This is a genomic window from Salinadaptatus halalkaliphilus (assembly GCF_006543045.1).
In the GTDB taxonomy this organism is placed as follows: domain Archaea; phylum Halobacteriota; class Halobacteria; order Halobacteriales; family Natrialbaceae; genus Salinadaptatus; species Salinadaptatus halalkaliphilus.
The window spans coordinates 65,548-79,939 of record NZ_RBZW01000011.1 but is presented as its reverse complement, the minus strand read 5'-3'; the positions used below and the strand labels follow the sequence as shown (position 1 = coordinate 79,939).

Sequence of the window (14,392 nt, the reverse complement as noted above, 5' to 3'; positions counted from 1 at the left end):
CCTCCAGCATTGCGATGCTCCCTCATAATCCCACCTCACCGCAGCGATACGTCCAGCTACGACAGCCCAGTCTCGGCGGTAAAGTGATGCGTGACGGCGCTCAGAATCGACGGTCGAGCGACGCGTGACGGCGCTCAGAACTCTTCTGCCGGCGGCGCGACCCCCTCGTCCTCGTCGCCTGCGAGGTCGAACTCCTCGCGCAGCTCGCGGATCCGATCGCGGATGTCCGCCGCGAGTTCGAACTCGAGGTTGTTCGCCGCTTCCTGCATCCGATCCTCGAGTTCCTCGAGGTAGCGAGCGGCCTCCTCTTCGTCCTCGAGATCGCGGCCGGAGACCTCGCTGGTGTCGGTTTTGGAGCCGGGGAGGTTCATCTCGCCGACCGCCTTCTCGATGGTCGTCGGCTCGAAGCCGTGTTCCTCGTTGTAGGCCTGCTGGATACGCCGGCGGCGCTGGGTCTCCTCGATGGCCGACTCCATGGCGTTCGAGGGGTCGTCGGCGTAGAGGACGACCTCGCCGTTGACGTTGCGGGCCGCCCGTCCCATCGTCTGGACGAGCGTCGTTTCGCTCCGGAGGAATCCCTCCTGGTCGGCGTCGAGGATCGCCACGAGCGAAACCTCGGGGATGTCCAACCCCTCTCGCAGGAGGTTGATCCCGACCAGGACGTCGATCTCGCCTAGTCGCAGCGAGCGGATGATCTCGTGGCGCTCTAAGGTATCGGTCTCGTCGTGCATATAGGCGACGTCGACGCCAGCCTCCTCGAGATACTCCGTGAGGTCTTCGGCCATCCGTTTCGTCAGCGTCGTCACGAGCGTGCGCTCGTCGCGCCCGATACGAGCGTCGATCCGATCCATCAGATCGTCGATCTGGCCGGTCGCCGGCGAGACGTCGACCTCGGGGTCGACGAGGTGGGTCGGGCGAACGATCTGTTCGACGATCCGGTCGCTTTCCTCGCGTTCGTAGTCTGCTGGGGTCGCGGATACGTACAGCGTCTGGTCGGTCTTTGCCTCGAACTCCTCGAAGGTCAGCGGCCGGTTGTCGTAGGCCGTCGGCAGCCGAAAGCCGTTCTCGACCAGCGAGTCCTTGCGCGATTTGTCGCCCTCGTACTGGCCCTTGATCTGGGGCAGCGTCTGGTGGGACTCGTCGACGACGGTGAGAAAGTCCTCGGGGAAGTAATCCAGCAGGGTGTAGGGCGCCTCGCCGGACTCGCGATCCGAAAGGTAGACGGAGTAGTTCTCGATCCCCGAACAGTAGCCCGTCTCGGCCATCATCTCGAGGTCGAACGTCGTGCGCTCCTCGATGCGCTGGGCGGCGATCATGTCGCCCGCCCGCTCGAAGTACGAGATCCGGCTGTCGAGGTCGTCGCGAATCTCGTCCATCGCACGCTCGAGTTTCGTCTCGGGAATCGAGTAGTGCTCTGCGGGGTGGACGAGAACCGCCTGCTGCTCGCCTTGGGTCGTCCCCTCGAGCGGATCGACTTTGACCATGCGATCGATCTCGTCGCCCCAGAGTTCGACGCGGACGGCGTAGCGGCCGTACATCGGGTAGATCTCGATCGTGTCACCGCGCACGCGGAAGGTGCCCTGCGTGAAGTCGACATCGTTGCGCTCGTAGTTCAGGTCGACCAGCTGGGCGAGTAACTCGTCGCGACCGACCTCCTCGCCGACCTCGAGTCGCAGCGACATGTCGACGTAGTTACGCGGGTCACCGAGGCCGTAGATCGCAGAGACCGAGGCGACGACGATGACATCCTCGCGAGTCAGCAGCGAGCGCGTCGCGGAGTGGCGCAGGCGATCGATCTCGTCGTTGATCGAGGCGTCCTTGTCGATGTAGGTGTCGGTCTGTTCGACGTAGGCCTCGGGTTGGTAGTAGTCGTAGTAGGAGACGAAGTACTCGACGGCGTTGTCGGGAAAGAGGTTGCGAAACTCCTCGTAGAGTTGGGCCGCGAGGGTCTTGTTGTGGGCGATCACCAGCGTCGGCTTCTGGATTTCCTCGATCGTCCAGGAGACGGTGTTGGTCTTGCCCGACCCCGTCACGCCCAGCAGCGTCTGTTTGTCCGCACCCGACACGAACCCGTCGGCCAATTGCTCGATCGCCTCGGGCTGGTCGCCCGCGGGATCGAAGGGCGCGTCGACCGCGAACGGTCGATCGACGTCGGGACGGTCCGGTTGAAGGGGGCCTCGCGTATCGCTCACAGTACCATCGGTGAGGAACTGCAAGCACTTGACCGACACGCTTGGGGACGGCCCGTCGAACGGGGTGCTGTCCATCGGTCCCGGCGCGACCGTAGGACGACTCGCGGGTGCGCCGGCACTGACGGACAGCAGTCGGTATCAGTCGCCGTCTGCCTCGAATTCGCCGTCGACCGTCGGGAAGATGCCGAAGGGACGAGTCTCCAGTCCCTGGGGTGGCTCGAGGTAGCCGATCGCAGTCGCCGTGTAGGCCGTCCCGAGCTCGAGCTCGAGCGTCGTGGATTCGACGACGGTTTCGGGATCACCGGCGGGTGTGATCGACAGTTCGTAGCTCCCGGCGGGCACTGCGACGTAGTCCGTCGACTCCTCGAACGCGACGTTTTCGAACAGGGGCTCGCCGTCGGCGAGCACGTCGACGGCCGGCGCGTCCGGCGCGAAGTGAGCGACACGAACCAACGCGGAGCCGGCGTCGACGAGGACCGTCGGTCGGAAGGTATCCGCGCCGAGTTCGCCGATAGCAGCGACGGTGTAAAATCCGCTGCCAACGGAGATGTCTCCGTCGAACGCGACGGTCTGCGGGTCTCCGGCGGCGGTAATCGTGATTCTGTACGTGCCGGGTGCGATCTCGAGGTACGGCGAGATGTCGGCGTAAGCAAATTCCGACAGGACTCGATCGCCGTCGACGAAGACGTCGACGGCCGGCGCGTCCGGCGCGAAGTGAGCGACGCGAATCGCAGCGTCCGGGACGGTCGGTCCATCCGGCGCGGTGTCATCGTGTGCGTCGTCCGCCGGTTTCGTTCGGTCGTCGTCCTCGTGGTCACCCACTGCAAGGACGGTCCCGCTGGCCGCGGTGAGCCCACCCGCTGCACCGATCGCCTTCATCGCCGTGCGTCGTGAGAGTGGCATAGTGCGACTGTGAGCCAGGAGTAGTTCCACTTAAACTGGATAGTCAGTAGCGATGGTTTTGTTGGGATTTCTGTCTGTCGATACTGCGTACAGGATCCATACCGAACGAACGAACGGACTACACGCGAACCGGCCCTCGACAGCGGGACCCATCGATCCCGTACGGGCGACGAACGCGCCGGACGCCACGAGGTGGACAATGTCCGGTCAATCCTTATCCGATCGGTCGTCGTTACCCTCTCTATGACCGACCCGCTCAAACAGGCTCACGACGATCTCGCACAGGCGGAGAAGACAGCCGACGACGACGATATCCGCGAGGAAATACGCGAGACGGGCGATGCGTTCCGGGACTACGTCGTTGGCGACCACAACCCCGACCACGCGATCCTCGACGAACACCTGAACACGCTTCGACAGGTTCGCGAGGATATCGAGGGCGACACCAAAGAGCGCGTCGAACGGGCGCTCGAGGCGACCGAAAACTATCGCGAGGACCTCGAGCAGGCCTGATACGGGTTACTGTACCGATTTATTTCCGTCCGCTCGGGATTCCTCCGCGTGAACGCGGAGGAGGATGTCAATGGAGTGAGCGGGGGTGATCCTGCGGTCTCCGGGGACGACGGACAGCAATCCGTATGAACCCGTCGGGATACCGTTCTCGAGACGACGACAGTACTGGCCCCGAACTGTCGGGGTATTCGACACTCGAATCGGAGCGAAACCTGTTTTACCATCCGTCTCCTTTCGGGTTGTAGACAGTCATGACAGGGGCCGACGGGGTCGACGACGACAAACGATCGACCCTGCGTCGCTTTGCCGCCCTCGGGACCGCGTCTCCACTCGCCGGGTTCGCGGGATCGGCAGCGGCCGAAACGGGCGACAGCGACGCTCGCGACGCGATCGCGGGCTACCTCTCGACGACGCCGGGCGCGCACTTCTCGAAGATCCGAGACGATCTCCAACTCGGTACCGGCGAGACTCAGCACCACCTGCGGCGTCTCGAGGAGCTCGAGGGGATCGAACGCTATCGCGACGGCGACTACAAACGGTTCGTTCCCGCCGATCGCTTCGACGAGTTCGAAAAACAGGCGCTTGGCTATCTCCGACGCGAGACGCCACGCGGGATGTTGATCGAACTCCTTCGTACCCCCGACGCGAGCGGCGGCGACCTCGCGGACGTACTCGGGGTCTCGGCACCGACGGTGAGCAAGTACGCCGGCGAACTCGAGGACGCCGGTCTGCTCTCCCGAGAGGACGGCTACACGGTCGAGCGCCCCGAAACCGTCCTCTTGTTGGTCGCGCGCCACGCCGATTCGTTCGGCGAGCGCGCGACGGCGCTGGCTCGTAACGCGGATCAGTTGCTCGAGTACAGCGGCTCGTCCTCCGAGGAGCGCTAGCCTCGCTGGCAGGCACCCATTTTCGCCGTGTAGACCGGCATTACCGCTGCTCGTCCGGCACCAAAACGATTAGCTAGCCCTCGAGGATCGCCTCCAGCGCGCTGAGAGAGTCGACCTCGGCACTGACGCCGTCCGGCCGCGCGAGGTCCCGATTGTGCGACCGCCGAACGAAGACGGGCTCGAGACCGGCCTCGCGGGCGGCGACGATGTCTTTCGGCGAGTCACCGACGTAGTAGCCGTCGTCGATATCGAGCGCCTCGAGAGCATCCTCGAGGTAGTACGGATCCGGTTTTCGCCGACGATAGCCCTCGAGCGTCGGGTCGCGACCGCGGGCGTACTCGAATCCGAGATCGTAGTAGTCGGCGACGAACGTCGCGGTTTCGTGACGGTTGTTGCTCACGAGCGCCGTCGTCGTCCGTGCCGAGAGGGTCGCGATGGCGTCGGCGTCGGCGTAGCGTCCTCGCTCGCCGTCCCGGATGCGCTTGTGGGTGCCCGCTGAAGCGTGGCGTTCCTTGCGCTTCCAGAATTCCTCGGGATCGATACCGAGTTCGGTACAGCGACCGACGACACCCTCGAGGCCGTGTCGCCGTAACTCGCGTCGCTGTGTCGGCGTCGGGTCGGCATCGAATTCTGCGAGCACGGCGTCGGCCGCGTCGGCGTACACCTGCGGGTCGGTTCCGGGCCCCTCGAGGACGATGCCGTCCATGTCGAATACCACTGGCTTCATCGACGCTGTGTTACACCTGCCCGCACAAGAGAACTACCGTCTCGGAAATCTCGTTTGTCGGTGGCCGTACTGGCGACAGGAGCGTCGCTCCCGCTCGAGTGCCGACGCTTGGGAAGGCACTATATGTCGACTTTCCAGGTCGTACTCGAGGAGTAGCCCCACTTCTCGATCTCGATGTCGTAGTCGCCCTCCTGCAGGGCGGTGATGTTCGAGCCAACCTCTTTGGCCGTCATCCCTAGCTCCTGGCCGATGAGTCGCGACTTGAAGTAGGTCTTCGTCGCGGCGTTGGACCGAAGATACTGGAGGATCTGCTGTTGTTTGCTCGTGAGGTCGGGGGCCATTGCAGTGCTCATACTGAACACGACACCAGGGATACTCTTAGGGGGTTTGGTACGTCGAGTTAACCCGCCTCCTGCTTGCGGTTTTTCCGCTTGGTAAGAGACCAATACCCGGTCGGAAAGGGATCGTTGGTACGGCCGGTTAATTCATCAGGGTCGGTGACGCTCACTCGAGCGTGACTATTGTCGTCGGTAAGGGCGCGCTACACGCACAGTTGACTGACTGTCTCGGTCAGTTTACTGATTCGGTCTCACCCTCGGATTCGTAGTGAGGGACCCGAAACGGACCGAACGCACACGCGAGTGCCTCGCCGAGTGCTCGCGTTCGGTCCGTCAACCCAGCCGAGAAAACCCCTGCCGCCCCATCGTCTTCTGCGATCCCGTCGGTATCGAGCAGGTCGTCCAGTATCGGCCCGAGCTCCCCACCGTCCTCGAGCCGACCGGCGACGTGGTCGGGGAGTCGAATCGCCGGACCGCCCCCACACTCCGTTCGGGTCCCGTCGGTCACAGCAGCCCACATGATCAACGACAGTCCCGGGACGCCGTCGAAGTCAGCGACGCCACCCTCGAGACCGACGCCGTAGGCCGCTTCGGTCTCCTCGAGGGCTCGACGGGCTCGATTTCGCGCACCCTCGACGGTTTCGTCGACGGACCAGGGCTGTTCGGGGACGCCGGAATCGACATCGACGACCGTGACCGTGGGCTCAAACTGCGCGAGCGTTCGTTCGACGGCCTCGCGTTTGACCGGGTTCGTACTCCCGACTGCAACGTGCATAGCCGCCGTTGAGTTGGTTTCTATTTGGATATCCCGGTTTCGGGCCCGAATTCTATCCTTTAATGTTCCGATTTTTCATACCAGATCCGACGAATTATCGGCTTTCGAACGGTGAGTGATGTGGATTCCGAAACTTTTAAACCTCGTGTCTCAGAACGGAGTAGGTAACGACTCCGTCCGGGCTTTTCACCCACCCTGTCCGGGCAGTACTCGCCATCGTATGACCAACGCAACATCGAACACGAGAGTACGGCGTAGCGAACACGAAACGACCGACGAGGAAACGAGCGAGCGCGAACACGACGATCTGGCCTGTCCCGAATGTACGGGGAATCTGGTCGTCGACGACGAACACGGCGAGACGGTCTGTGAGGACTGCGGACTGGTCGTCGAGGAAGACTCCGTCGACCGCGGCCCCGAGTGGCGCGCCTTCGACGCCGCCGAGAAAAACGAGAAGTCCCGCGTCGGTGCCCCGACGACGAACACGATGCACGACAAGGGGCTGTCGACGAACATCGACTGGCGCAACAAAGACGCCTACGGCAACTCGCTTGGCTCCCGACAGCGCGAGAAGATGCAGCGCCTGCGCAAGTGGAACGAGCGCTTTCGCACCCGTGACTCCAAGGAACGCAACCTGAAACAGGCACTCGGCGAGATCGACCGGATGGCCTCCGCACTCGGCCTCCCGACCAACGTCCGCGAGACCGCCTCCGTCATCTACCGCCGTGCACTCGAGGAAGACCTCCTGCCCGGCCGCTCGATCGAAGGCGTCTCGACGTCCTGTGTCTACGCCGCCGCCCGTCAGGCTGGCGTCCCGCGCAGCCTCGACGAGATCGCCGACGTCTCCCGCGTCGAGAAAAACGAGATCGCCCGCACATACCGCTACGTCGTCCGGGAACTGGGACTCGAGGTCCAGCCCGCCGACCCCGAGAGCTACGTGCCACGCTTCGCGTCGGGCCTCGAACTCTCCGACGAAGCTGAACACCGCGCCCGGAGCCTGCTGCAAAACGCCAAGGAAAAGGGCGTTCACAGCGGCAAGTCGCCGGTCGGCCTCGCCGCCGCGGCCGTCTACGCCGCTGCACTGCTGACCAACGAAAAAACCACGCAGGCCGCCGTCTCCGACGTCGCCGACATCTCCGAAGTCACCATTCGGAACCGCTATCACGAACTGCTGGAAGCCGAGGAGACGCTCGGACTGGCCTGACGGTCGCTCGAACGCGAATTTCCGCCGTTTCGTACGGACCTACAGCCCACCGTAGCGATAGCGACGGTTGCCCGTCACCTGTCGCTATCGATAGCATACAACCGGAACTCGTCGTTCGAGATAACTTTGTTCACTGCAGGGTCGTACTCGAGCCCCTCGAGGCCCGCTTGGCTGTAGTACAGTTCCTGGTAGACGTCGACCTCCCTGGTGACGTCGAAGGCGGTGACGATGAGGTAGTGGTCGACATCGTTGTACGCGCCGCTGTAGTTGCCCGCCTCGAACGCTTCGTGGTCGACTTCACCGCTTGCGGCACTGGCACCGCTCAGCGTCTCTTCGCCCTCGAGACCGTAGAGGCCGTGATCGAACCGGAAGGGGTCGTACCCGAGGCCGACGTGGGGATGGTCGCCGCTCTCGTACTCGAAGCTGGATTCGTAGCCGCTCAGTTGTTGGTCGGTTACGTGCTGGCTCGGATTGTAGATCACCGGCGACGCATAGACCGTGACCAACCCGAGAACGAGCAACACGCCGAGTAGCAACGACAGTACCGCAGTCGCTCCGGGGACGGTAATAGCCCTCGAGAGTCCGCCAAGCAGTTGTGCGAGCGCAACGCCTGCGAGAATCGTCAGGATGACGTAGATGAACCCGACCTGGCGAAACGCCATCGTCGGTGTCCCGACGAAGTAGACGAGGAATATCCCACCGAGTGGCACCAACGCGAGTCCGAAGTACGTCACGAACGCACTCGTCTCCGGAGTTACGCTGCTCCAGCCGAGCCACGTTACGAGCACGAACAGGCCGACGATCAGCCCGATGATCGCCGCCTCGAGGAACATCGTGACGAACAGTTCGCCGAGGCTGCCCCCAATTTCGGCGAGCGACGCCCCGCGCTGGTCGACCTCGGCGGAGGCACCGATATCTTCGGTGAGCAACCCGTAGACGAGTCCGGAAACGGCGTCTCTAAATCGGGCGTTACTCGCTGCCCAGAGCGTAAACAGCGCACCGAGGACGACGGCGTGGGTGTACGTCGTTGGATGGTCGACGATCGGATGGTCGTCGAATCGAAATCGAGCGAGCAACTGCACGCCGGCGAGGACGCCGACGAGGACGACGACGTTGATCATCTGTTGAGGATGGATCAGCAACAGGAGTATGCTGGTGAGATAAATGAGTATGCTAAAGGGCGAGAGACCGAGGGGGAGTCGATCACCCGTCGGTCGTCGCCTGAGATACGCGACCACGGCGAAGATCACGGCCGGGACGACGAACAGGGCGTTCGAATTCGTGTGGACACCCATATGCGTCGCGATGTTGTTGACCGGCAACACCATCCAGGAGACGATCGCCGCGAGCCCAACTGCCGTTGCACTGCCGGTCATGTCCCGAACGATCAGCGGCACGAACACCAAAAACGGGACGAACAACGCGAGAAGCGTCACCAGCAGCGCGCGTTCGATCGGGATACCACCGAGATAGTGAAAGACGGCGCCGAACGAGTGGACGGCCGGATAGAACAACTCGTGGGGCAGTAACTCACCGTAGACCAGGTCTTGTGTCCAGCCCAGGTGGGTCAAGGCGTCGCCCATCCCCGAAAACCGATAGTTCCTGACCACGGGGAGACTGACGATCGAGGTGACGACCATCGCGCCGAGCGCGATAGCGAACCCCTGTTGGCGGCCACTCGCAGCGAGCGTCGTGCCGACGGCGATCGCTAACGCGAGGGCGAACGCGAGCCACACGACCGCCGGCGTCCCGGTATAGACGGACGCTTCGTAGGTGGTCGCGGGGGTCGCACGCGCGATGGCGAGTCCGAACGCAACGGCGAGATACCCGACAGCGGCCGTTACTTCCAGTGTCGCCCGTTTCATGGTGTCGTGGCCGCGAATCCGTTCGATTGCGAGTCGATACGCATCTCTTGGCGATTCGTCGTCGATGGTCGGGTTTGTTATAGAGAGCCTAGTTCGGTACCGTCACGAGACCGTGTTCGCGACGCTATTTCCTATCGTCTATTTCCGACATACCGCGCCTGTATGCTCTGATTTCGCCGTTGTTGACCGTTCAACGATTCGCCCCGTTTTTATCGTCGTTCGTGGTCGCTCACACGACGGCGTCGCCGTTGTCTCTCATGTCCTGGATCGCCATCGACCGACTCACCGCCGACGGATCGACACTCGAGTGTGACCTGCGCCCCTCTCGCGAGCTTCGACGTTTCGTGACCAACACCCCGTTTCGGGTCGAGTACGACCGTTCGATCGAGGCCGTTCCCGACGGTATCCTCGCGATTCCCGTCCTCGCGAACGTCTGTCCGGTCGCCTGGGCCAACGGTGCCGATGTCTACGTCGACGAAGTCGACCGGACGTTCGCCCACGCCCTCGAGGACGTCAAAGCGTCGTTACTCGAGCTACACGACTTTCTCGAGGGTGGAACGCTGTACGCCCGGCGAACGATCGATCCGCTTGAGAACGCGCCTTCAGCCCCGGTGGCCGACGGAGCCGGTGACAGTACTGGTGCAACCGACGGAAGCACCACGACGACACCCGCCGGGCCTGGCGCGACTGCGGACGGTGGGTCCGATAGTGCGCTTCTGTTTACCGGCGGCGTCGATTCGACGTACGCCTACGTGAGCCATCGTACGGAGAATCCGACGCTCGTGAGCATTCGCGGCTGGACGATCACGCCCGACCACGCCGACGACGAGAAATGGGCCCACCTTTGTGAGCGCGTCTCGTCGTTCGCCGCCGATCACGACCTCGAGACGGCCTTCATCGAGACGAACGCGCTGTCGGCGCTCGATCACGCGATGTTGCTGGCCCACTACAAACGCTACGTCGACGGCGCCTGGTACAGCTCCGTCGGTCACGGGCTTGGCTTGCTCGGGTTGTGCGCACCGATGGCCTACACACGAGGGATCGAGGATCTCTACGTCGCAGCGACCCACTGGGAGGGAATCGACCTCGAGTGGGGGTCGCGACCGGACATCGACGATCACGTCCGCTGGAGCGGGACGCAGTGTCACCACGACGGCTACGACCGGACCAGACAGGAACGGATCGACGCCATCGCCGACTACGTCGACAGCGAGGCACCGACCCTCGAGCTCCAGACCTGTAACGTTCGCATGGACGGCAACTGCGGCGAGTGCGAGAAGTGCTATCGGACCGCCGTCGGCCTTCGACTCGCCGGACTGAATCCGACCGCACACGGCTACCCGTTCGCCGACGCGGACTACGATCGTATTCGACGGTCGCTCGAGGCCGGCGCCTGGGACCTCGGCGAGGACGAACGCTACATGTGGGCGGATATCCGCAATCGCGTTCGCGAGACCGAGCCCGATTCGCCGCGGGAACGAGCCTTCTTCGAGTGGTTGCTCGCCGCCGACCTCGAGGGACTCGTCGCCGACGCCGATCCGCCGCTTTCACACCGGGTGCTCCGTGCGGGTGCCCGGAACACACCGACGAGCGTCTACAACCTCGCGTATCCAATGATGCAAGGCGTCCAATCGCGGCTGAGGCGGATCCGTCCGGGTCAGTAACCAAGCGTTTTTGTCCGGCGGCGACAGCTACTGGTCGTATGCGAATCGAGAATAGCTTCATTCCCGTCCGGGGGGTCGGCGAAACGACCGAGCGCCGCCTCTGGGAGCACGGGATCACCCACTGGGAGGAGTTCGACGGCAGCGTCGTCGGCGACACCGTCGGCCAGCGCATCGAGACGTTCATCGACGACGGCTGGACTCACTTAGAGCGCGGCGACGTTACCGTCTTCGCCGAGGCACTACCGGCCTCGAGTCGCTGGCGCCTCTACGAGAACGTCCGCAAGTCAACCTGCTTTCTGGACATCGAGACGACCGGCCTCGACGCGACGCACAACGACGTCACGACCGTGAGCCTCCACCGCAATGGCGACACGACGACGTTCGTCGCCGGCCGTGACCTCACCGCGGGGCGTCTCGAGTCCGAACTCGAGGCGGCGTCGTTGCTCGTGACGTTCAACGGCCAGCGGTTCGACGTGCCGTTTCTCGAGACGTGTTTCGACCTCGAGGTTTCGACGCCACACCTCGATCTCATGTATCCCTGCAAGAAACTGGGGCTATCCGGCGGGTTGAAAGCGATCGAGCGCGAGCTCGGCATCGACCGCGATATGCCCGACATCAGCGGCCGCGACGCCGTGCGACTCTGGCACGAGTACGAACGCGGCGACGAAGGCTCGCTCGAGACGCTCGTCGAGTACAACCGGGCCGATACGCGAAACATGGAGCCGCTGCTGGACATTGTGACGGATCGCCTCCACGAACAGGTCTTCGAAGCGGCGTGTCCGGACGCGTGACCGTTATCCTGTCGAACCTGCTTCGTCAAACTGCCGTCGCACGTTCCGGCGCCGTCGGGCTACGCGAAACTGTTGTGGCACTGTTTTCCCCGGCTGCGCCGGAGCCGATATCACGCGTCGACGTTCTCTGTTACGTCGACATCGCCCTCGCTCGAGACGAGGACCTGATAGCCACAGTAGACGAATTCGACTTCGCCAGTTGCTCGCGGTGAGCCGTCTTCTCGGGGCGCAAAGAGTGTATCGAGTGCTTCGGGATTGATAACGTCGTACAGCGCTTCGTAGTTTGGCGGTTCGATATCGGTTGGGTCCACACCTTCTTTTTCCGCGATGGCCGCAATTACTTCGAAACTGAGTGAGTCCAGTGAATTTGCATCCGACTGATCGGCTGAGAGTAGCATTGGCCGGACCGTTTCTTCGGCCAGATATAAATCCTCTGGCCCCAACCCGTGCTTGTAGATTGTTTGTGTACTACAATGACCACTATCGTCCACTAGTGGCTATGTTGTCGCAAATATATGGTAGTATTATAGTAGTAAAACGGGAATTTATCAATTCAAGCAGGACGTTCTCGGCGAAAGGTATTGTTGTACGTAGTCGAACGATAGATTACGGCAACAAAATCCGGTAGTGGGTGGGGGAGCGCACCGTCTCCGATCCACGTCCTCAAAACAGCAGAGCCAGGGGTGGGATTTGAACCCACGAAATCCCGATTACAAGTCGAGTGCATGAACCACCCATGCTCCCCTGGCGCGTGTAGACCGTTACCGGTCCTCCTTTGAGTGTGTGTCGTTTTCCGATCGATCCGCGAGCGAGCGGTCCATCGTCACCCGGTGGGTCTCGTACCCGTGGCGGCGATAAAACCGCCTGGCAGCCTCGTTGGCTGCCATCACCTCGAGCACCATCGTCTCGGCACCCTTCCGTGCCAGCGTTCGTTCGGCTGTCTCGAGGAGGGCGGATCCGACACCAGCGTTTCGTGCGTCCGGCACGACGTACAAATTGGTGAGTGTCCCACGCGTCGTCTCGAGTTCCAGCGAGCCGCGTTCGATCGAGACGGACGCAAAGCCGACGATGGTGTCGTCGAGTCGTGCGACAAGGAGTCCGTCGGCAACCTGATAGGCCCCAAGCGTCTCGCTCATCGTCTCCCGATTGTACTCGGGCTTGACGACCGATCCGTGGGCTCGCTGGCCCCGAGCGAGGTCGACCCAGAGATCGGTTATCGTGGGGATGTCCTCGCTCGTGGCGTGTTCAACCGTTAGTGTCGGACTCATCGTCGAGTACGGTGACCGCTGGCAGCGGTTCGGCGGTTAGCATTCGCAACGCTGCGCCGCCGCCCGTGGAGATGTGTGTGAATCCATCGACGCCGAGGTGGCGAAGCGCCGAGGCGGTGTCTCCGCCACCGACGATGCTCGTCGGAACCGCGGTAGCTGCTTCGTACAACTCCCGCGTCCCGTGTGCGAACGTGTCGTCCTCGAAGACGCCAGCCGGGCCGTTGAGAATAACCGTCCCAGCGTCCTCGAGGAGTCGCCGGTAGTACTCGAGCGTCGAGGTTCCGATATCCATGGCAGCCTCGCCGTCCTGTGGCGGCAAGGTGTTGATACCGATCTCGTGGCGATCACCGTCACGTGAGACGGCGACATCACGGGGGAGTGCGATCTGTTCGCCGTAGGCGTCGAGCAAGTCGGCGGCGCGGTCGATCTCGTCCCAGTAGCCCTGGTCGTAGATGAAGTCGGAGCTGTCGTCGCCGAGATCGACGCCGTCGGCGATGAGAAAGACGTTGCCGACGACGCCAGTCGTGAGGATCTGATCGGCCAACCCTTTCTCGAGGACGGACCAGGCGACGTCGATCGAGTCCGATACTTTCGCACCGCCGAGGGCGTAGATCCGCGGTTCGGGGGTCTCCTCGATCGACCCGAGGACGTCGAGTTCGGCCTCCATGACACGGCCTGCATAGCCCGGCACGACGCGTGGAAAGCCCACGAGAGACGGCTGCGACCGATGTGCCGCGGCGAAGGCATCGTTGACGTAGGCGTCCAGTACCGGCGCGAGCCCGGTGACGAGGTGGGTTCGTGCGGCCCGGTCGGGGTCGAACTCCATGTACTCCTCGCTGTAGAAGCGGGTGTTCTCGAGGACGACACAGTCGCCGTCTTCGAGCGACCGGACGGCGTCTCGAGCGGCGTCGCTGAACGTTGCGTCGACGTGGTCGACTGGCCGATCGAGTAGCTCGGCGAGCCGGGCTGCGTGAGACTCGAGAGAGACGAATTCGTCGCCACCGGGGCGGCCCTGATGGGCGAGGACGGCGACTCGAGCACCACGTTCACAGAGTTCGGAGAGGGTGTCGACGTGAGCGCGCAATCGAGCGTCGTCGGCGAGTGACCCGTCGTCGGCGATCGGACTGTTGACGTCGACGCGGACACCGACGGTCGCTCCGTCGACGTCGAGATCGTCGAGGGTCTCGATCATTGTCGGTCAGTCCACCGCGACACCCGAAAGGTCTTTCTATCGGACGAATACTGGCTGCTGGCTGTTGGCACGC

General features: G+C 63.0%; 14 protein-coding genes and 1 tRNA gene. 5 read left to right on the top strand and 10 right to left on the bottom strand.

What is annotated here, in order from left to right:
• Nucleotides 1-134 precede the first annotated feature (134 nt).
• Together uvrB and D8Y22_RS03165 are read right to left on the bottom strand one after the other, a co-directional pair.
• Nucleotides 135-2,192: an excinuclease ABC subunit UvrB gene (gene uvrB, locus D8Y22_RS03170; RefSeq protein ID WP_141463266.1), complete on the bottom strand. Its 2,058-nt coding sequence runs from the start codon at nucleotides 2,190-2,192 to the stop codon at nucleotides 135-137.
• Between the two features lie 138 nt (nucleotides 2,193-2,330).
• Entirely contained in the window at nucleotides 2,331-3,095 is a 765-nt protein-coding gene (locus D8Y22_RS03165) for a DUF4397 domain-containing protein (protein WP_174811736.1), read from the bottom strand.
• Nucleotides 3,096-3,338: 243 nt separating this feature from the next.
• Here D8Y22_RS03165 and D8Y22_RS03160 point away from each other — a divergent pair, with 243 nt between their 5' ends.
• Both D8Y22_RS03160 and D8Y22_RS03155 read left to right on the top strand, forming a co-directional pair.
• Complete coding sequence (locus D8Y22_RS03160; RefSeq protein WP_141463265.1) at nucleotides 3,339-3,608, top strand: DUF7553 family protein; 270 nt, start codon at nucleotides 3,339-3,341, stop codon at nucleotides 3,606-3,608.
• 251 nt (nucleotides 3,609-3,859) lie between these two features.
• Complete coding sequence (locus tag D8Y22_RS03155) at nucleotides 3,860-4,495, top strand: winged helix-turn-helix transcriptional regulator (protein ID WP_141463264.1); 636 nt, start codon at nucleotides 3,860-3,862, stop codon at nucleotides 4,493-4,495.
• Between the two features lie 73 nt (nucleotides 4,496-4,568).
• On the opposite strand, the gene D8Y22_RS03150 is transcribed toward D8Y22_RS03155, so the two are convergent.
• The 3 genes from D8Y22_RS03150 to D8Y22_RS03140 all read right to left on the bottom strand — a co-directional run bounded on the left by D8Y22_RS03150 (nucleotide 4,569) and on the right by D8Y22_RS03140 (nucleotide 6,335).
• Nucleotides 4,569-5,222: an HAD family hydrolase gene (locus D8Y22_RS03150; protein ID WP_141463263.1), complete on the bottom strand. Its 654-nt coding sequence runs from the start codon at nucleotides 5,220-5,222 to the stop codon at nucleotides 4,569-4,571.
• Nucleotides 5,223-5,341: 119 nt separating this feature from the next.
• Nucleotides 5,342-5,563, bottom strand: coding sequence for a DUF7123 family protein (locus tag D8Y22_RS03145; protein ID WP_141463342.1), 222 nt, complete (start codon nucleotides 5,561-5,563; stop codon nucleotides 5,342-5,344).
• A 229-nt stretch (nucleotides 5,564-5,792) separates the two neighbouring features.
• Nucleotides 5,793-6,335, bottom strand: coding sequence for a DUF84 family protein (locus D8Y22_RS03140; RefSeq protein WP_141463262.1), 543 nt, complete (start codon nucleotides 6,333-6,335; stop codon nucleotides 5,793-5,795).
• A 220-nt stretch (nucleotides 6,336-6,555) separates the two neighbouring features.
• Here D8Y22_RS03140 and D8Y22_RS03135 point away from each other — a divergent pair, with 220 nt between their 5' ends.
• Nucleotides 6,556-7,539, top strand: coding sequence for a transcription initiation factor IIB (locus D8Y22_RS03135; protein ID WP_141463261.1), 984 nt, complete (start codon nucleotides 6,556-6,558; stop codon nucleotides 7,537-7,539).
• A gap of 74 nt (nucleotides 7,540-7,613) precedes the next feature.
• On the opposite strand, the gene D8Y22_RS03130 is transcribed toward D8Y22_RS03135, so the two are convergent.
• Complete coding sequence (locus tag D8Y22_RS03130) at nucleotides 7,614-9,404, bottom strand: hypothetical protein (protein ID WP_141463260.1); 1,791 nt, start codon at nucleotides 9,402-9,404, stop codon at nucleotides 7,614-7,616.
• Between the two features lie 257 nt (nucleotides 9,405-9,661).
• On the opposite strand from D8Y22_RS03130, the gene D8Y22_RS03125 reads away from it, so the two are divergent.
• Nucleotides 9,662-11,068, top strand: a complete 1,407-nt coding sequence (locus tag D8Y22_RS03125; protein ID WP_141463259.1) for a hypothetical protein — start codon at nucleotides 9,662-9,664, stop codon at nucleotides 11,066-11,068.
• A gap of 38 nt (nucleotides 11,069-11,106) precedes the next feature.
• The gene (locus tag D8Y22_RS03120; protein ID WP_141463258.1) at nucleotides 11,107-11,859 is read left to right on the top strand and encodes a ribonuclease H-like domain-containing protein; all 753 of its coding nucleotides are present in this window, start codon (nucleotides 11,107-11,109) and stop codon (nucleotides 11,857-11,859) included.
• A 110-nt stretch (nucleotides 11,860-11,969) separates the two neighbouring features.
• Here the strand turns inward: D8Y22_RS03120 and D8Y22_RS03115 are convergent, their stop codons facing one another.
• The 4 genes from D8Y22_RS03115 to D8Y22_RS03100 form a co-directional block, all read right to left on the bottom strand.
• On the bottom strand, nucleotides 11,970-12,257 hold the full coding sequence (locus D8Y22_RS03115; protein ID WP_141463257.1) for a HalOD1 output domain-containing protein: 288 nt from the start codon (nucleotides 12,255-12,257) through the stop codon (nucleotides 11,970-11,972).
• A 277-nt stretch (nucleotides 12,258-12,534) separates the two neighbouring features.
• A tRNA-Thr gene (locus tag D8Y22_RS03110) sits at nucleotides 12,535-12,608 on the bottom strand.
• Between the two features lie 12 nt (nucleotides 12,609-12,620).
• Nucleotides 12,621-13,127 (bottom strand): GNAT family N-acetyltransferase, encoded by a 507-nt coding sequence (locus D8Y22_RS03105; protein ID WP_141463256.1) that lies wholly within the window; start codon nucleotides 13,125-13,127, stop codon nucleotides 12,621-12,623.
• Nucleotides 13,105-14,319: a phosphoglycerate kinase gene (locus D8Y22_RS03100; RefSeq protein ID WP_141463255.1), complete on the bottom strand. Its 1,215-nt coding sequence runs from the start codon at nucleotides 14,317-14,319 to the stop codon at nucleotides 13,105-13,107. The genes D8Y22_RS03105 and D8Y22_RS03100 overlap by 23 nt, the downstream gene beginning before the upstream one ends.
• Nucleotides 14,320-14,392 lie beyond the last annotated feature (73 nt).